Source organism: Pseudomonas sp. GW456-12-10-14-LB2 (assembly GCF_002884345.1).
Taxonomy (GTDB): Bacteria; Pseudomonadota; Gammaproteobacteria; order Pseudomonadales; family Pseudomonadaceae; genus Aquipseudomonas; species Aquipseudomonas paraglycinae.
In genome coordinates, this window is the sequence record NZ_POHV01000003.1 from 203,843 (window position 1) to 220,315 (window position 16,473).

The 16,473-nt window shown below is 59.4% G+C and carries 19 protein-coding genes; 15 read left to right on the forward strand and 4 right to left on the reverse strand.

Features of this window, described 5'->3' with window-relative positions; translation table 11 throughout:
- The first annotated feature begins 79 nt into the window (after window positions 1-79).
- The 7 genes from C1X29_RS03370 to C1X29_RS03400 all read left to right on the forward strand — a co-directional run bounded on the left by C1X29_RS03370 (window position 80) and on the right by C1X29_RS03400 (window position 7,779).
- On the forward strand, window positions 80-1,006 hold the full coding sequence (locus C1X29_RS03370; protein WP_039768250.1) for a carbohydrate ABC transporter permease: 927 nt from the start codon (window positions 80-82) through the stop codon (window positions 1,004-1,006).
- Window positions 1,007-1,014: 8 nt separating this feature from the next.
- On the forward strand, window positions 1,015-1,845 hold the full coding sequence (locus tag C1X29_RS03375; protein ID WP_102716865.1) for a carbohydrate ABC transporter permease: 831 nt from the start codon (window positions 1,015-1,017) through the stop codon (window positions 1,843-1,845).
- A 23-nt stretch (window positions 1,846-1,868) separates the two neighbouring features.
- Complete coding sequence (locus C1X29_RS03380; protein ID WP_102716866.1) at window positions 1,869-2,972, forward strand: ABC transporter ATP-binding protein; 1,104 nt, start codon at window positions 1,869-1,871, stop codon at window positions 2,970-2,972.
- A gap of 16 nt (window positions 2,973-2,988) precedes the next feature.
- Entirely contained in the window at window positions 2,989-4,461 is a 1,473-nt protein-coding gene (locus C1X29_RS03385; protein WP_102716867.1) for a mannitol dehydrogenase family protein, read from the forward strand.
- A gap of 204 nt (window positions 4,462-4,665) precedes the next feature.
- On the forward strand, window positions 4,666-6,162 hold the full coding sequence (gene xylB, locus C1X29_RS03390; protein WP_102716868.1) for a xylulokinase: 1,497 nt from the start codon (window positions 4,666-4,668) through the stop codon (window positions 6,160-6,162).
- Window positions 6,163-6,175: 13 nt separating this feature from the next.
- Window positions 6,176-7,114 (forward strand): carbohydrate kinase, encoded by a 939-nt coding sequence (locus C1X29_RS03395; protein ID WP_102716869.1) that lies wholly within the window; start codon window positions 6,176-6,178, stop codon window positions 7,112-7,114.
- A 44-nt stretch (window positions 7,115-7,158) separates the two neighbouring features.
- Entirely contained in the window at window positions 7,159-7,779 is a 621-nt protein-coding gene (locus C1X29_RS03400) for a hypothetical protein (protein WP_102716870.1), read from the forward strand.
- Between the two features lie 159 nt (window positions 7,780-7,938).
- Here C1X29_RS03400 and C1X29_RS03405 read toward each other — a convergent pair whose 3' ends face one another.
- The gene (locus C1X29_RS03405; RefSeq protein WP_102716871.1) at window positions 7,939-9,240 is read right to left on the reverse strand and encodes an OprD family porin; all 1,302 of its coding nucleotides are present in this window, start codon (window positions 9,238-9,240) and stop codon (window positions 7,939-7,941) included.
- 361 nt (window positions 9,241-9,601) lie between these two features.
- Between C1X29_RS03405 and tssI the strand changes: the two genes are divergently transcribed.
- The 3 genes from tssI to C1X29_RS03420 are packed head-to-tail and all read left to right on the forward strand — an operon-like array spanning window position 9,602 to window position 12,892.
- Complete coding sequence (gene tssI, locus C1X29_RS03410; RefSeq protein WP_102716872.1) at window positions 9,602-11,797, forward strand: type VI secretion system tip protein VgrG; 2,196 nt, start codon at window positions 9,602-9,604, stop codon at window positions 11,795-11,797.
- Between the two features lies 1 nt (window position 11,798).
- Window positions 11,799-12,362 (forward strand): transglycosylase SLT domain-containing protein, encoded by a 564-nt coding sequence (locus C1X29_RS03415; protein ID WP_102686221.1) that lies wholly within the window; start codon window positions 11,799-11,801, stop codon window positions 12,360-12,362.
- Window positions 12,359-12,892, forward strand: coding sequence for a hypothetical protein (locus tag C1X29_RS03420; RefSeq protein WP_232253667.1), 534 nt, complete (start codon window positions 12,359-12,361; stop codon window positions 12,890-12,892). Before C1X29_RS03415 ends, C1X29_RS03420 begins: the two co-directional genes overlap by 4 nt.
- Window positions 12,893-13,041: 149 nt before the next feature.
- Here the strand turns inward: C1X29_RS03420 and C1X29_RS03425 are convergent, their stop codons facing one another.
- Both C1X29_RS03425 and C1X29_RS29235 read right to left on the reverse strand, forming a co-directional pair.
- Entirely contained in the window at window positions 13,042-13,338 is a 297-nt protein-coding gene (locus C1X29_RS03425; protein ID WP_074690670.1) for a hypothetical protein, read from the reverse strand.
- A 364-nt stretch (window positions 13,339-13,702) separates the two neighbouring features.
- Window positions 13,703-13,840 carry a hypothetical protein gene (locus C1X29_RS29235; RefSeq protein ID WP_158247896.1) on the reverse strand — a complete coding sequence of 46 codons (138 nt, stop codon included), beginning with the start codon at window positions 13,838-13,840 and terminating at the stop codon, window positions 13,703-13,705.
- Here C1X29_RS29235 and C1X29_RS03430 point away from each other — a divergent pair.
- Complete coding sequence (locus tag C1X29_RS03430) at window positions 13,833-14,093, forward strand: DUF2790 domain-containing protein (RefSeq protein WP_011334038.1); 261 nt, start codon at window positions 13,833-13,835, stop codon at window positions 14,091-14,093. The two genes, C1X29_RS29235 and C1X29_RS03430, sit on opposite strands and share 8 nt — an antisense overlap.
- Window positions 14,094-14,183: 90 nt before the next feature.
- Complete coding sequence (locus C1X29_RS03435) at window positions 14,184-14,582, forward strand: hypothetical protein (RefSeq protein WP_064596409.1); 399 nt, start codon at window positions 14,184-14,186, stop codon at window positions 14,580-14,582.
- On the opposite strand, the gene C1X29_RS03440 is transcribed toward C1X29_RS03435, so the two are convergent.
- Entirely contained in the window at window positions 14,579-14,848 is a 270-nt protein-coding gene (locus tag C1X29_RS03440) for a DUF1652 domain-containing protein (protein WP_102716873.1), read from the reverse strand. The genes C1X29_RS03435 and C1X29_RS03440 overlap by 4 nt on opposite strands.
- Window positions 14,849-15,220: 372 nt before the next feature.
- On the opposite strand from C1X29_RS03440, the gene eco reads away from it, so the two are divergent.
- The 3 genes from eco to C1X29_RS03455 all read left to right on the forward strand — a co-directional run bounded on the left by eco (window position 15,221) and on the right by C1X29_RS03455 (window position 16,454).
- A complete protein-coding gene (gene eco, locus C1X29_RS03445; RefSeq protein ID WP_085745761.1) occupies window positions 15,221-15,706 on the forward strand; it encodes a serine protease inhibitor ecotin in 486 nt (161 codons plus the stop codon).
- 20 nt (window positions 15,707-15,726) lie between these two features.
- Complete coding sequence (locus C1X29_RS03450; protein ID WP_102686223.1) at window positions 15,727-16,032, forward strand: NIPSNAP family protein; 306 nt, start codon at window positions 15,727-15,729, stop codon at window positions 16,030-16,032.
- Between the two features lie 83 nt (window positions 16,033-16,115).
- Window positions 16,116-16,454, forward strand: a complete 339-nt coding sequence (locus tag C1X29_RS03455; RefSeq protein WP_102686224.1) for a DUF2834 domain-containing protein — start codon at window positions 16,116-16,118, stop codon at window positions 16,452-16,454.
- Window positions 16,455-16,473 lie beyond the last annotated feature (19 nt).

The window sequence follows — 16,473 nt, forward strand, 5'->3', positions numbered from 1 at the left end:
CTTCTGCCTCCTGCGGGAGCGAGATTGCTCGCTCCCGCACGGGATCTCCATAGGTCTGTATGACTCGGTTGTGATCACCATGAATACTTCAACTGCCAAAGCCCACATCGACCTGTCGCAGCCCCGGCGCAAAAGCCGTGTGGCCAATCCCGGCTGGTTTCTGGTCAGCCCTTCGGTGGCCCTGTTGCTGCTGTGGATGATCGTGCCGCTGGGCATGACCGTCTATTTCTCGATGATCCGCTACAACCTGCTCGACCCGGGCACCAACGAATTTGTCGGGCTGGAAAACTTCACCTACTTCCTGACCGACTCCGGCTTCATGCCCGGCGCTACCAATACCTTGCTGCTGGTAGGCAGCGTGCTGCTGATCAGCGTGGTGTTCGGCGTATTGATCAGTGCGCTGCTGGAGGCCAGCGAGTTCTTCGGTCGCGGCATCGTGCGGGTGATGCTGATTTCGCCGTTCTTCATCATGCCCACGGTCGGTGCGCTGATCTGGAAGAACCTGATTTTCCATCCGGTGTCCGGGATCCTCGCCTACATCTGGAAACTGTTCGGCGCACAGCCGGTGGACTGGCTCGCTCACTACCCGCTGCTGTCGATCATCATCATTGTCTCGTGGCAATGGCTGCCCTTCGCGATCCTGATCCTGATGACCGCCATGCAGTCCCTCGACCAGGAACAGAAGGAAGCCGCCCGCCTCGACGGCGCCGGCCCGATCGCGATTTTCTGGCACCTGACTTTGCCGCACCTGGCACGGCCGATTGCCGTGGTCGTGATGATTGAAACCATCTTCCTGCTGTCGGTGTTCGCCGAAATCTTCACCACCACCAACGGCGGCCCCGGCTACGCGTCGACCAACCTCGCCTACCTGATCTACAACCAGGCGCTGGTGCAGTTCGACGTCGGCATGGCCTCGGCCGGCGGCCTGATCGCCGTGGTCATCGCCAACATCGCCGCGATCATTCTGGTGCGGATGATCGGCAAAAACCTGACTGACAAAGCCTGAGGCCTGCCATGACTCTTCAACAATCCCGCCGGCTGCAAAGCCTGCTGCTCGGCATGCTGGCCTGGGCCATCGCGATCATCATTTTCTTCCCGATCTTCTGGATGGTGCTGACCAGTTTCAAGACCGAAATCGACGCCTTCGCAACGCCGCCGCAGTTCATCTTCACGCCGACGCTAGAGAACTACCTGCACATCAATGAGCGCAGCGACTACTTCAGTTTCGCCTGGAACTCGGTGGTGATTTCCTTCAGCGCCACGGCTCTGTGCCTGCTGATTGCGGTGCCGGCGGCCTACTCGATGGCGTTCTACGAAACCCAGCGCACCAAAGGCACGCTGCTGTGGATGCTCTCCACCAAGATGCTGCCGCCGGTGGGCGTGCTGATGCCGATCTACCTGCTGGCCAAGAGTTTCGGCCTGCTCGACACGCGCATTGCGCTGATCGTGATCTACACGCTGATCAATCTGCCGATCGTGGTCTGGATGGTTTACACCTACTTCAAGGACATCCCCAAGGACATCCTCGAAGCCGCCCGCCTCGATGGCGCCACCCTCGCCCAGGAAATGCTCCGCGTGCTGCTGCCGATCGCCAAGGGCGGCCTCGCCTCGACCGTGCTGCTGTCGCTGATCCTGTGCTGGAACGAGGCGTTCTGGTCGCTGAACCTGACCTCGTCCAAAGCCGCGCCGCTGACCGCGCTGATCGCCTCCTACTCAAGCCCTGAAGGATTGTTCTGGGCCAAGTTGTCGGCCGTCTCAACCTTGGCCTGCGCACCGATCCTGATCTTCGGCTGGATCAGCCAGAAACAACTGGTTCGCGGCCTGTCGTTCGGCGCCGTCAAATAAGAATTCGCAAAAGGAGCGCCATCATGGCCAACCTGAAAATCAAGAATCTGCAAAAAGGCTTCGAAGGTTTTTCCATCATCAAGGGCATCGACCTTGAGGTGAACGACAAGGAATTCGTGGTGTTCGTCGGCCCGTCGGGCTGCGGCAAATCCACCCTGCTGCGACTGATCGCCGGTCTTGAAGAAGTCAGCGGCGGCACCATCGAACTGGACGGACGAGACATCACCGAAGTCAGCCCGGCCAAACGTGATCTGGCGATGGTGTTCCAGACCTATGCGCTGTACCCGCACATGACCGTGAAGAAAAACATGTCGTTCGCCCTCGATCTGGCCGGCGTACCGAAGGCTGAAGTCGAGAAGAAAGTCGGCGAAGCTGCGCGCATACTCGAACTGGGCCCGATGCTCGAACGCAAGCCGAAACAACTGTCCGGCGGCCAGCGTCAGCGCGTTGCCATCGGCCGGGCAATCGTGCGCAACCCGAAAATCTTCCTGTTCGACGAGCCGCTGTCCAACCTCGACGCCGCCCTGCGGGTACAGATGCGCCTGGAACTGCTGCGCCTGCACAAAGATTTGAAAGCGACGATGATCTACGTGACCCACGATCAGGTCGAAGCCATGACCATGGCCGACAAGGTCGTGGTGCTCAATGGCGGCAAGATCGAGCAGGTCGGCTCGCCGCTGGAGTTGTACCACCACCCCGCCAACCTGTTCGTCGCCGGCTTCCTCGGCACGCCGAAAATGGGCTTCCTCAAAGGCCAGATCGTGCGGATCGATGGCGCGAGCTGCGAAGTCTCGCTGGAGGCCGGTACCCGCATCACCCTGCCGTTCAACGCGTCGAACCTGAGCGTCGGCAGCGCCGTGACCCTGGGCATTCGCCCGGAACATCTGGAACTGGCACAAGCAGGCGACTGCACCCTGCAAGTCACCGCCGACGTCAGCGAGCGGCTGGGCAGCGACACTTTCTGCCACGTCAAGACCAACGCCGGCGAAGCCCTGACCATGCGCGTGCGCGGTGATCTGGCGAGCCGTTACGGCGAACAACTGAACCTGCACCTGGACGCTGCCCACTGCCATCTGTTCGATGCCGACGGCGTGGCGCTGACCCGCCCGCTGCGCGCGGCCGCCTGATTTCGAGACTGACCCGATGAAACTGAACAAGCAAAACCTCAACCGCCTGGCCGCCGAAGTGAAGCTTCCGGCCTACAGCCTCAGCGACACCCGCCAGGGCATTGCACACATTGGCGTCGGTGGTTTCCATCGCGCGCATCAGGCGTATTACACCGATGCGCTGATGAACACCGGTGAAGCGCTGGACTGGGCCATTTGCGGCGTCGGCCTGCGCGCCGAAGACCGCCGCGCTCGGGACGACCTCAAGGAGCAGGATTACCTGTTCACCCTGTTCGAACTGGGCGACAGCGACGACACCGAAGTCCGCGTCATCGGCGCGATCCGCGACATGCTGCTGGCCGAGGACAGCGCCCAGGTGCTGATCGACAAACTCGCGGATCCGCAGATCCGCATCGTCTCGCTGACCATCACCGAGGGCGGTTACTGCATCGACGACAGCAACGGCGAGTTCATGGCGCACCTGCCGCAGATTCAGCACGACCTGACCTACCCGCAACAGCCGAAAACCGTGTTCGGTTTCCTCTGTGCCGCACTGGCCCGACGGCGTGCGGCGGGCATTCCGGCATTCACCGTGATGTCCTGCGATAACCTGCCGCACAACGGCGCCGTCACCCGCAAGGCACTGCTGGCGTTCACCGCGCTGCTGGATCCGGACTTGCGCGAGTGGATCGACGCCAACGTCAGCTTCCCCAACGCCATGGTCGACCGCATCACGCCGATGACCAGCACCGCGCATCGCCTGCAACTGGCGGACAAACACGCCGTCGACGACGCCTGGCCTGTTGTGTGCGAACCGTTCGTGCAATGGGTGCTGGAAGACAAGTTCGTCAACGGCCGCCCGGCCTGGGAAAAGGTCGGCGTGCAGTTCACCGATGATGTTTCGCCCTACGAAGAGATGAAGATCAAACTGCTCAACGGCAGTCACCTGGCCCTGACTTATCTGGGCTTTTTGAAGGGTTACCGCTTCGTTCACGAGACCATGAACGACCCGCTGTTCGTGCGCTACATGCGCGCCTATATGGACCTGGACGTGACCCCGCAACTGGCGCCGGTGCCGGGGATCGACCTGACCGAGTACAAGGACACGCTGGTGGCGCGGTTTTCCAATCAGGCGATTGCCGATCAGCTTGAGCGGGTATGTTCGGATGGTTCTTCGAAGTTTCCCAAGTTCACCATTCCGACGATCAATCGGTTGATTGCCGATGGGCAGGAGACCAAACGGGCAGCGTTGGTGGTGGCGGCCTGGGCGCTTTACTTGAAGGGTGTGGATGAGAATGGTGACACTTATTCGATTCCGGATCCTCGGGCGGCGTTTTGTCAGGCGTTGGTGGCGGAGGATGCGCTGATTACTGAGCGGTTGTTGGGGGTTGAGGAGATTTTCGGCGTGGCGATACCGCGTTCGCCAGATTTTGTTGCGGCGTTTGAGTGGTGCCTGAATAGCTTGCGTGAAGAAGGCGTCACTCGGACTCTCGAGCGTATTCTGGCCTGAAAAGCCCCTCACCCCAGCCCTCTCCCAGAGGGAGAGGGAGCCGACCGAGGCGCACTGTTGAGGTACATCGACCTGAACGTTTTGAGTCGAACTCAGGTTTTGAAACCGATACAAATCTGCTCCCTTTCCCCCCTCTCCCCTCTGGGGAGAGGGCTGGGGTGAGGGGTGGCCCTTGATCTTCACCGCGAATCAACAGGTTCACTCATGAACAACCAACAACTATTCCTCGGCATCGACTGCGGCACCCAAGGCACCAAAGCCATCATCCTCGACGCTGTCAGCGGTCAGGTTCTCGGCCAGGGCGCCGCCGCCCACACGATGATCAGCGGCGCCAACGGCCGTCGCGAGCAAGACACCGCGCAATGGCTGGAAGCCTTCGCCCTCGCCACCCGCCGCGCTTTATTGGCGGCAAATGTCGACGGCCAGTCGATCCAGGGCATTGGCGTTTCCGGCCAGCAACACGGCCTGGTGCTGCTCGACGATCAAGGCCAGGTCCTGCGCCCGGCCAAGCTTTGGTGCGACACCGAAACCACGCCTGAAAACGATCGCCTGCTGACTCACCTGGGCGGTGAACAAGGCTCGCTGGAACGCCTTGGCGTGGTCATTGCGCCGGGCTACACCGTCTCCAAACTGTTGTGGACCAAGGAACAACATCCGGACGCGTTCTCGCGCATCGCGCGAGTTCTGCTGCCCCACGACTACCTGAATTTCTGGCTCACCGGTCGTGCATGCAGCGAATACGGCGATGCGTCCGGCACCGGCTATTTCAACGTGCGCACCCGTCAATGGGATCTGCAGCTGCTGCGCGACATCGACGCCAGCGGTCGTCTGCAATCCGCGCTGCCAGAGCTGATCGATGCCCATCAAACGGTCGGCACAATTCTGCCGGCGGTCGCCGAACAACTGGGCATCAACCCCAACGCACTGGTGTCCAGCGGTGGCGGCGACAACATGATGGGCGCCATCGGCACCGGCAATATTCAGCCGGGGGCGATCACCATGAGCCTCGGTTCTTCCGGCACGGTGTACGCCTACGCCGAGGCACCGAAGGTCAGCCTGGACGCGTCGGTCGCGACCTTCTGTTCGTCAAGCGGCGGCTGGCTGCCGTTGATCTGCACCATGAACCTGACCAACGCCACCGGCGCGATCCGCGAACTGTTCAACCTCGATCTCGACGCCTTCAATGCCTTGGTGGACCAGGCCCCGATCGGCGCAGAAGGCGTAAGCATGTTGCCGTTCCTCAACGGCGAACGCGTGCCGCCCCTGCCCCACGCCACCGGCAGCCTGCACGGCCTGACGATCGATAACCTGACCCAGGCCAATCTGTGCCGCGCCGCCGTCGAGGGCACCACCTTCGGCCTGCGTTATGGACTGGATCTGCTACGCCAGAATGGTTTACAAAGCCGCAGCATTTGCCTGATCGGCGGCGGTTCGAAAAGTGCGGTGTGGCGGCAGATCGTCGCCGACATCATGAACACCCCGGTGATCTGCACCGAGCAAAGCGAAGCCGCAGCCCTGGGCGCGGCGATTCAGGCGGCGTGGTGCAAGTCGTGGTCGAACGGCCACGAAGACACCCTGGCCGATCTGTGCGAACGCTGCGTGAAGCTCGACCTGAACAGTGAAACCCTGCCGGTTGCCGCGAATGTCGCGGCGTTCCAGCAGGCCTATGAACGCTATCGACTGCATGTCGCAACCTTATAAAGAGCAAACAACTATGTACCTGGTGTGTGGCGAAGCGCTGTTCGATTTCTTCAGCGAAGACGATGCCGGCGGACAGGCATCGAAAGTCAATTTCAAGGCGATTGCCGGTGGTTCACCGTTCAACGTGGCGGTGGGTTTGCGCCGACTGGGCGTGGATTCGGCGCTGTTTGGCGGGTTGTCCACCGACTACCTCGGCCGGCGCTTGCAGCAAGTGCTGCAGGATGAAGGCGTACGCCCGGATTACCTGGTGGATTTCGCCGCGCCGACCACCCTGGCAATGGTCGCGGTGGGCGCCAATGGCTCGCCGCATTACAGCTTCCGTGGCGAGGGTTGCGCCGACCGCCAGTTGAACCTGGCGCACCTGCCGACGCTGGACCCTGAAGTGCGCGGCTTGCACCTCGGTTCCTTCTCACTGGTGGTGCAGCCGATTGCCGATACCTTGCTTGCGCTGGTGCAGCGTGAAAGCGGCAAACGCCTGATCAGCCTCGACCCGAACGTGCGCCTCAACCCCGAGCCGAACATCGACCTGTGGCGCGAACGAATCGCTACGCTGGTGCCGTTGGCGGACTTGATCAAAGTCAGCGACGAAGACTTGAGCCTGCTGTACCCCGAACAAGATCCGGCGCGCGTCATCGAAGGCTGGTTGCAGCATCGCTGCCAGGTCGTTTTCCTGACCCGTGGCGGTGAAGGCGCGACCGTGTTCAGTCGCGCTCACGGTTCATGGTCGGTACCGGCAACCTCGGTGAAGATTGCCGATACCGTCGGCGCCGGCGATACCTTCCAGGCCGCGCTGATCACCTGGCTGACCGAGCATGAGCTGGATTCGGTGGAAGGCGTTCAGCACCTCAGCCGCGAGCAGATCGACGGCATGCTCAGGTTTGCCGTACAGGCCGCCGCCCTTACATGCAGTAAAACAGGTCCGGATTTGCCTTATCGCCACCAGTTGACCTGACCGCGTAGACTGGCGCCCTTTTTTGCACGACGGGATGACGGCTTTTGAATTCGCGGCGCACGGTTGGACTGTTGGTATTGGCGGCACTGTTGAGCGGTTGCGGAACATCGCCGCCGCGTTCGCCGGAAAACCTCTGCGAGATTTTCCGCGAAAAGAGTGATTGGTACGACGCGGCGCAAGTCACGCAAAAGCGCTGGGGCGTACCGATCCAGGTGCCGTTCGCGATCATGTATCAGGAGTCCGGCTACCGCTACGACGCCAAGACGCCGCGCAAATACCTGTTGTGGGTGATCCCGTGGGGCCGGGTTTCGACGGCCTCGGGCTATGCGCAGGCCAAGGATGAAGTCTGGTCCGACTACCAGAAAAGCACCGGCCGATATGGCGCCGACCGCGAGGACTTCGACGACGCCATCGACTTCGTCGGCTGGTACATGGACAAGACCACCTCGATCAACGGCGTGTACAAGTACGACGCCTACAACCAATACCTCAATTACCACGAAGGCTGGGGCGGTTTCCGCCAGAAGACCTACGCCAGCAAGGCGTGGCTGCCGCCGGTGGCGCGCAAGGTGCAGAACCGCTCGGACATGTACGGTCAGCAATACGCGGCGTGCAAGGATGATCTGAATCGCGGGTTCTGGAGCCGGTTCTGGCATTGGCTCTGATCCTCAGCGCTCTTAAGGACGCCATCGCGAGCAAGTCGAATCGTCGCACCGTCGCTCCCACAGGTTTCCTCGGTGCTCACGAAATTGTGGTCACCAAGGAAACCTGTGGGAGCTGGCTTGCCAGCGATGGCGTCAGCTCAGACACCGCCAACCGATGGGTTACAACACCGAAAAGTTGTAACTCACAATCAAACGGGTCTCATCCACATCCCGGGCAAACTTCTCGTAGTTGGTGCGGTAAGTCGCATTACGCAACCGCAGGCTGACATCCTTGAACGTCCCGGTCTGAATCACGTACTTCAGCTCGCTGTCACGTTCCCACTCTTTGCCATCCTGATCGCTGCCCGGGACCTTGATGTGATCGCCGTTCACGTAACGGGTCAGGAAGCTCAGGCCGTTGATGCCGATCGCCTTGAAGTCATAGTCATAACGCAGCTGCCAGGAACGCTCCTGGGCAGCTGCGAAGTCGTTGACCTGCACGTAGTTCACCAGATACGGGTTGCTGCCATCCAGATACGGCATCGAGTTGTCACCGTTCATGCGCTGCCAACCGGCACTGAAGGTATGACCGCTGATGCCGTAGGACAGCATGCCGCTCAACGCGCGGTTGTCGATGGAACCGGCTTTCGCATCACCGCTGTCGGCGCTTTTCAGCAAACGCAGATCGGCTTTCAACACACCGTCACCCAGCGGCTGATTGGCCAGCAGACCCACGAAGTGCTGGCGATAGATGTCTTCCAGTTCGGCGTAGTGATACTGCGCGGTCAGGCGATCGTTGATCTTGTAGTCGAAGCCGTACATGTCGAAATGATCGGCGGTGGTGTTGCACGCATAACGCTTGTTCTTGCAGTGCACGCGTATGTCTTGCGAATCGGTCGAGTCCCGGGCGGTGTACTTGTCCAGACGCGCGGCCATGAAGGTCAGGTCCTTCACCTCTTTGGAGGTCAGCATCGCGCCGTTGAACATAGTCGGCAGCAGGCGGCCGTCGTTGTACTTGAGCAATGGCAGATCCGGCAGCAGCGCGCCGTACTTCAGCACGGTGTCCGAAACTTTGACCTTGGCGGTCAGACCCATCTTCGCGTACTGACCTTTTGAACCGCGCGGGTTGTCGCCGCTGGACGGCAGCAGGCCGCTGTTGCTGCGATCCGGGCTGGAATCAAGCTGGAAACCCGCCATGCCCAGCGCATCGATCCCGAAACCCACGGTGCCTTCGGTGTAGCCCGATTGCAGATTGAGAATAAAGCCCTGCGCCGACTCTTCGCGCTTGGACGCGCCCTGATCACTGGAGGTGTGCCCGTCACGGAAATCGCGGTTGAAGTAAACCGTGCGCGATTCGATCTTCGCCGTGGTGTCTTCGAAAAAACCGCTGGCCTGGACCTGTGCGGTAAAACCGGCGCACAGCACAAAGGCTCCGAAGCCAAGCGACTGGTGCGGGGTGATGAGGGAAAATGGGGGACGCATTGAAAACTCCAACAGAACAACGATTGCGCAGAGGCGCAAACAACCAGAAATAGCTCCCGTCCCAGGTCGATAAAGAACCGGGAGGCAGTGAACACGCGGGGTGAGCGGCAATGATGGCAGATGGCTTTGACGTGCTACAGGCGACTTTAGTCTGAAACTGACTGGTTGTTCCAGGACGCGGTATTCGGCGTTCGCGACAGATTGGTTCGTCCGCAAGTGCCTGTTTTACTGGGCCAAACCGTGGGCCTAAGGGTTTTCCCTATGGGTTCTGACCACTGCCTCTACGGCATTTGCGCCTTGAACGAGGCGATTTAATCCTGCACCATCCGCCCACGCTAATCCAAAGGACGGAAATCAAGGCATGCTGGACGCCAACGCTACCCACATTACCCTCACGCTCGAAGGCGCTTCCGCCGACCTGCAAGTCCTCAGCTTCACCGGTCGCGAAGCCCTCAACGAGCCGTTCCGTTTCGACATCGAACTGGTCAGCGCCCGCCCCGACCTCAAACTTGAAGAACTCCTGCACAAGCCCGGCTGCCTGACCTTCGGCGCCACCGGCGAGGGCAAGATTCACGGTCTGGTGTATCGCATCGAGCAAGGCGATTCCGGCAAGACCCTGACCCGTTACAGCATCAGTCTGGTGCCGCAACTGGCCTACCTGCGGCACAACCATGACCAGCAGATCTTCCAGCAACTGACGGTGCCGAAGATCATTGCCCAGGTTCTGGAAGATCGCGGGGTTCTGGCCAACGCCTATAGCTTCCAGCTCAGCGCCGAATACCCGGAACGCGACTATTGCGTGCAGTACGACGAGTCCGACCTGCATTTCATCCAGCGCTTGTGCGAGGAGGAAGGCATCCACTTCCACTTCCAGCACAGCAGCAGCGGCCACAAACTGGTGTTCGGCGACGACCAGACCGTTTTCCGCAAACTGAAACCGGTCAACTACCAGCAAGACTCGGGCATGACCGCCGACAAACCGGTGATCAAGCGTTTCAATCTGCGCCTGGAAACCCGCACCAGCCGCGTCAGCCGCCGCGATTATGATTTCGAGAAACCGAAGATTCTGCCTGAAGGCGCGGCCAAATCCGCGTTCATGCCGGACCTGGAAGACTACGACTACCCCGGCCGCTTCACCACGCGCGAGCGCGGCAAGTTCCTGTCGACCCGCGCGCTGGAACGTCATCGCAGCGACTACAAACTCGCCGAAGGCAAGGGTGACGAACCGACCCTGACCAGCGGCCACTTCATGACCCTGGCCGAACACCCGCGCGCCGAGTGGAACGACTTGTGGTTGTTGCTGGAAGTCTTCCACGAAGGCAAGCAGCCACAAGTGCTGGGCGAAAACGTCACCAGCGACGTCACCGACAACAAGAGCGATTTCCACCAGGGCTACCGCAACAGCTTCGTGGCCACCCCGTGGGACGCCCACTACCGCCCTGCCCTCGAGCACCCGAAACCGAAAGCCCTCGGCAGCCAGACCGCGATCGTCACCGGCCCCGCCGGCGAGGAAATCCACTGCGACCAGTACGGCCGCGTGAAAGTGCAATTCCACTGGGACCGAGAAGGCCAGGCCGACGACAAGACCACCTGCTGGCTGCGCGTCGCCAGCGGCTGGGCCGGCGCAGCCTACGGTGGCATCGCCATTCCACGGATCGGCATGGAAGTGCTGGTGACCTTCCTCGAAGGCGACCCCGACCAGCCATTGGTGACCGGCTGCCTGTACCACAAGGAAAACGTCGTCCCCTACGACTTGCCGGCGAACAAGACCCGCAGCACCTTCAAAACCCTGAGTTCACCGGGCGGCAAGGGCTACAACGAGTTCCGTATCGAAGACAAGAAAGGCGTCGAGCAGATCTACATCCACGCCCAGCGCGACTGGGACGAAAACATCGAGCACGACCAGAAGATCCGCGTCGGCAACGAACGGCATGACACCGTCGAAGCCAATGTTTTAAGTGAATTCAAGGTCGAGGAACACCGCATCACCCACCTAGACCGCAAGAGCGAAATGCGCGCCAACGACCACCTGACCGTGGGCGTGACACAGCATGTGAAGGTCGGCACCGGTCAGTTCGTGGAAGCGGGCACGGAGATTCACTACCACGCCGGCGACAAGGTCGTGATCGAGGGTGGCATGGAACTCACGGCCAAGGCTGGCGGCAGTTTCGTCAAGGTTGATGCCGGTGGTGTGACCATCAGCGGTGCCGAGGTGAAGGCCAACACCGGCGGTGCTCCAGGGGTAGGTACTGGGATCAATATCTTGGCCCCCGTCATTCCCATTGCTGCCGCCATCGGAAGTGTTGGGCAGCTTTTAGAGCGAAAAATCGTTCCAGAGAAAACCGAACACGACCTGGACTTCCTTGTAACCAGCCAAGAGACAGGGTTACCACTGAAGAACTTCCCCTACGTGATTAAGACCTCCTCCGGCAAAAGCATTGTCGGTCGAACGAACGATGAGGGAAGAACAGCAAAAATCTCTAGCACGGAAGCGGAAACGGCCGTCATTGAAGTCTATGACGATATTCCGCCTATTAACCCTGGATGGGACGATTGAAATGGCCAAGAACAAGCCACTGACTACCGCTCAGAAACCACTCACGCCAAAAGCTGATACGGCGTCAGCGAAGGTTGCTGTGGATGACAGCCGACGCCTGAAAGAAATCCGGAAACTGGTGGAAGCCAATAATCAATCCAAGATCGACACCAACACGGTGATCTGCCAGATATACATGGAATCGCATTTCGACCCCGAAGCCGGTCGTGGTAAGCACTCAGCCAGAGGCCTCATGCAAATGCAGGAGCCTGCGGTCAAGCAGGTCTATAAATACCGAAAGAAAAAAGAGCTCGGTCGGATGCCCAACCAAGCCCAGACAGACGAGGCCTTCAGTGCAGGGGCTGCTTTTTACGCATCGCCTTCTATTTGGGACGAGGCCGAGAACATCAAGATCGGCACGGAGTACATGCAATATTGGCTCGACATCTCAAGTTCCACTGAGGAGGCTTACAAGAAGTATCGAGGGAAATCGAATGGCGTTTACTACCGCAAAATCAGTGACTGTGCCAAAAAACTGGACGCCAATCCCAACTCGATGGATGTTCTGAGGAATACATTGAAATGATAAAAGCCGGATTCGCTTTTGTCCTCGCTCTAGTGTGCCTTCCTGCTTTCGCCGAAACGAAGAAAACGCTACTGGATTGCCCGCTTTCAGATGGAACCACTGCCTCACTGCTGTCCACTTCAAGTGAGGACGGGCAGCGACTCTTCGTAAAACTCAATAACCAGACAGAAACTGCCTTCACTGACATGCCCGACTCGGACTTCGTCGGTGAAATTGCATTGGCAAAATGCACGGGCTCCGTTTTGATCTACGCCATGAACTATGGCTCTCCCTATTTGAAGGGCGCCGTTTTACGCAAGAATCCAGACAGCGGAACGCTGGAACGCATCGATTTTGCCGAAAAGGCCCTGCCGGTTTCTTTGTACCTGAGTGCTCGGGAGATGCGCCTGGTCATTCCCAACGATGGCTATGAAATCCCCGAAAAATTTGTCGTTTACGACTACATCACCCCAAAAGGCCAGCCGGAAGAACCCAAGGGAGTGAATACGGTACCCGATAAAAAAGGTTTCAAAGTCATCGATCTCAAATAATGACTCTGCGTTGGGCTTCGCGTTCTGTCGACCAGAAGGTCACTCCCCGTGAGAGTCCAAATTACTCTGCTAGCTACTTTGAACCGGCATAGGCACGGGCAGATAATTCAAGTTTTCTGCCCGTGAATGCTAGGCCGTCGCTCTAAAAATCAAACCGGCGCCTGCCAGTTCAACATTTTCTGCTGCGCAACCTGAAGCAAATCACTGCCATCCTGCGTCAGCAGGTACAGCGCATGGGTGATGTGGGGGATGTCCTGGACGTCGGCGTGTTTGAAGCACAGGCAGTGCAAGGTTTCGAGCAGGTCGCTGGCGGCGCGGATGCGTTGCACGGCGGCTTCGAAGAGGTCTTTCGGGTTGGCTTGGGTGTCGATGACCAGCGGTGCGCTGTCGGTGACGCCGCTGTTGAGCGGGAGATAGCGGGCGGAGCTTAATTTCAGGATTGGCATTGGAATTACTCAAGGCAGCTTGAAAGTAACCGCCAGCACCGTGACCAAACGATGGGGAGGCGGACTGTGTACAGGCTTGGTCAACCGAGAACCACCTGACTCGGCTCGCCCGAAGGCGACCCTGCACACAGCCGCCACAGCAATGCACTCCACGGACACGAATGTTCGTCGGGGCGAATAATGGCACACATGCACAGGTGATTACGTTAGGTGACCAAACCTAAGCCGCTGATTTTGCAGCGACGCCAAACCATAACCGCCCCACTCCAGCCCCCGAAAGCAGACAAGGCATCCACCCTTGTAGGAATCCGCCGAGTCTCCCCCGCGAAACAATCCCCGCCCGGACAGCCGGCGTTCAGCCCGGTTAACCATCGCTTAACGCCGCGGTCAAAAACTCTACTGAACCGCACACCCTCAGCCCCTGGCTGACGCCGAGTGCGGCAGGTTTGGCTGGCAATCCGCCAAACTCAATTTCCGTCGCACCGGAGTCCATCATGAACATTCGTCCGTTCCTGCTCACCACCGCCCTCGCCTGCACCGCGTTTGCCGGGCTGGCCCAGGCCAATGACACCTCCAAGGCTGTTCCCTATGAATACGGCATGCCGCTGCATGTCGCCAAAGTGGTTTCCCTGACCGAGCCGCAGACGCAGGAGTGCAAGGTCATCACCGCCGACATGAAGTACCTCGACAACACCGGCAAACCGGAAGAAATCAGTTATCGGAAATTATCTGACGCGTGCAGCTTCCAGAACTGACAGAAAGCTCTGATTTGCGGCTTTGCGGTAGGCGAGCACGGGTCTCGAAGAGTATGCTCGGGGCCCTCCTCACTGCCGCAAGGATTCGCCATGCAGTTGTCGTTCCGCACGCTCTCGACCCTCACCTTCTGCCTGTGTTTTCTGCTTTCCTTGGCGTGGGGTCTGGCGCCACAGATGTTACTGGCGATCTGGAGCATCGAGTATTCGGAAGCAGCTGGATTTGTCGCACGGCGCAGTGCGGTGCTGTTTGCAGCCTTGGGGGTGATGTTTTATCTGGTGCGCAACGCGCCGGTGTCGATCGCGCGCAATGCGCTGAGCAACGGCTTTATCGTCGGCTGTTTTGGCCTGGCGGTGCTGGGGTTTGCTGAATGGCTCAACGGCCACGCCGGCCCCGGGATTCTGCTCGCGGTGCTGGTCGAGTTCGCGCTGGGCCTTGGCTTCTTGCAGGCCCGGCGCGTGACGGTCGAACTGGGTGAAACAGTCGGTTAGACGACTCGGGATCGCGGCACTGAATGATGGATTGCCGTTTGTTGCGCAAGATCCGAGCGCAACCCGGCGATCAGGCCGTTGATTTCGCGACAGCTGTTCAAATTACTGGCATCGATGCCACTCACCTGCAGCTCAACCTGATCGGTTTGGTGATCGCCATACACTTTGACGGTCATCGACAGATCCGGGGACAGCGTGCATTGGCAGCGTTTCGGTAGAAAACTGCTTTCTATGATGTTGCGGAGTTCCAAGGCAGACAGAAACATGGCGAAACCTCTCCTTACTGTGAGACTGCCAATCAAGTATTCACGTCGACCGTTGCCACGGCTTCCCACGGGTGTGTCCCCGCTGAATCCTTGGGTTGTGACAAGCGGCTGTACTGCGAAATGCCCATTGGAGTGTAGGCGCCCGAACTCGGTGCGCCGCACCAAATCAACGCATAAAACGTGCCTTTCATCAGGTTGCATTCACCTCCTTGCAAATCAAAGGCTTGGGAAAAAGGCAGGCCACTGGCCAGTTGCAAAATGCAAGATTCGCTCGTGCAGGCACTGCAATTTGCATGCGGCTGGCGGTTTGCATTCATCGCCCTTGGCAGTGAGAATGCCCGTCAACCAACGTACACCCGCCAGGAGGCTTCAATGGGAAATTTCACTGTTTACGCGACCGCCGGCCTGATGCTCGCCAGCCTGTCCACCCTCACCCACGCCGCCAAACTTGAAGACACCGCGCCTTATCCGAAGGCCGAAGCGGGCTTCACTCGCCAAGTCATCCACCTGCCGCAGCAGGCCCAGGAAGAAAACTTCAAAGTCGAAATCCTCGCTGGCAAGACCCTCGAAGTCGACTGCAACCGCCAACGCCTGGGCGGCACCCTCGAAGAGAAAAACCTCGAAGGCTGGGGCTATCCGTTCTACCGCCTGGAAAAAGTCAGCGGCCCGATGAGCACGCTGATGGCCTGCCCGCCCGGCACCCAGAAAAAACGCGCATTCGTGCCGGTGATCGGTGACGGTTTCACCGTGCGCTACAACAGCAAGCTGCCGATCGTGATCTACGCACCGCAGGACGTCGAAGTGCGCTTCCGCATCTGGTCGGCCTCGGACAAGGTTGGCGTGGCCATTCCCGAGTAACTGACCAAGGAGCATCGGCATTGATTACTTGCCACGTCAGATACGTGATTGATCCCTACCAGCTGGACGCATTCGAAGCCTACGCCAAGACCTGGCTAGGCATTGTCGAGCGGCTGGGCGGAACCCATCACGGCTACTTCCTGCCCTCTGAAGGCGCGAGCAACATCGCGTATTGCCTGTTCAGTTTCCCGTCGCTGGCGGATTACGAAAGCTATCGCCACATCGCACTGACAGACCCGGAAAGCACGGCACTGGTGGCGGACTTGCTGGAAAAGAAATTCATCGTCAGCTACGAGCGCAGTTTTCTGCGTCCGCTGCTGCCCTGAACACTTCAAGGCCGTTGGCAACTGCCAACGGCTGACAGCTACGCGGCTGGAAATTCCGATTCATCTGACCAAGGAAGGATTTAATGATGTCCATCGCCCTGCCCCTCACCGCGTTGATCGCCTTCAGCGGCTATACCGTTTCCGTGATGCTGCAAGCCGAGCAGTCGCTGATCGACTTCGGCATCAGCCTGATGTCTCGGCCCGACACTGCGCAGGTGGTGATCGATCTCTATCTGCTGGCAACCCTGGCGGGCGTCTGGATGTACAAGGACGCGCGCAAGCGTGGGCAGTCGGGCTGGTCGGTGGTGCCGTATCTGTTGCTGACGGCGGTGTTTGTATCAGTCGGGCCGTTGTTGTACCTGGTTGTTCGGGGCCTGCAGGATCGCAAACGCCCGGCCCCGGTCATTTCGCCAGACGCCTGAGCCCGAACAGCATCCCGCC

Excerpts from the sequence above, each read along its gene's own strand:
- C1X29_RS03380 (WP_102716866.1), top strand. The coding sequence starts at position 1,869 with ATGGCCAACCTGAAAATCAAGAATCTGCAAAAAGGCTTCGAAGGTTTT.
- C1X29_RS03395 (WP_102716869.1), top strand. The coding sequence starts at position 6,176 with ATGTACCTGGTGTGTGGCGAAGCGCTGTTCGATTTCTTCAGCGAAGAC.
- C1X29_RS03415 (WP_102686221.1), top strand. The coding sequence starts at position 11,799 with ATGGCCAAGAACAAGCCACTGACTACCGCTCAGAAACCACTCACGCCA.
- tssI (WP_102716872.1), top strand. The coding sequence starts at position 9,602 with ATGCTGGACGCCAACGCTACCCACATTACCCTCACGCTCGAAGGCGCT.
- C1X29_RS03425 (WP_074690670.1), bottom strand. The coding sequence starts at position 13,338 with ATGCCAATCCTGAAATTAAGCTCCGCCCGCTATCTCCCGCTCAACAGC.
- C1X29_RS29235 (WP_158247896.1), bottom strand. The coding sequence starts at position 13,840 with ATGTTCATGATGGACTCCGGTGCGACGGAAATTGAGTTTGGCGGATTG.
- eco (WP_085745761.1), top strand. The coding sequence starts at position 15,221 with ATGGGAAATTTCACTGTTTACGCGACCGCCGGCCTGATGCTCGCCAGC.
- C1X29_RS03375 (WP_102716865.1), top strand. The coding sequence starts at position 1,015 with ATGACTCTTCAACAATCCCGCCGGCTGCAAAGCCTGCTGCTCGGCATG.
- C1X29_RS03435 (WP_064596409.1), top strand. The coding sequence starts at position 14,184 with ATGCAGTTGTCGTTCCGCACGCTCTCGACCCTCACCTTCTGCCTGTGT.
- xylB (WP_102716868.1), top strand. The coding sequence starts at position 4,666 with ATGAACAACCAACAACTATTCCTCGGCATCGACTGCGGCACCCAAGGC.
- C1X29_RS03385 (WP_102716867.1), top strand. The coding sequence starts at position 2,989 with ATGAAACTGAACAAGCAAAACCTCAACCGCCTGGCCGCCGAAGTGAAG.
- C1X29_RS03440 (WP_102716873.1), bottom strand. The coding sequence starts at position 14,848 with ATGTTTCTGTCTGCCTTGGAACTCCGCAACATCATAGAAAGCAGTTTT.
- C1X29_RS03420 (WP_232253667.1), top strand. The coding sequence starts at position 12,359 with ATGATAAAAGCCGGATTCGCTTTTGTCCTCGCTCTAGTGTGCCTTCCT.
- C1X29_RS03430 (WP_011334038.1), top strand. The coding sequence starts at position 13,833 with ATGAACATTCGTCCGTTCCTGCTCACCACCGCCCTCGCCTGCACCGCG.
- C1X29_RS03455 (WP_102686224.1), top strand. The coding sequence starts at position 16,116 with ATGATGTCCATCGCCCTGCCCCTCACCGCGTTGATCGCCTTCAGCGGC.
- C1X29_RS03370 (WP_039768250.1), top strand. The coding sequence starts at position 80 with ATGAATACTTCAACTGCCAAAGCCCACATCGACCTGTCGCAGCCCCGG.
- C1X29_RS03405 (WP_102716871.1), bottom strand. The coding sequence starts at position 9,240 with ATGCGTCCCCCATTTTCCCTCATCACCCCGCACCAGTCGCTTGGCTTC.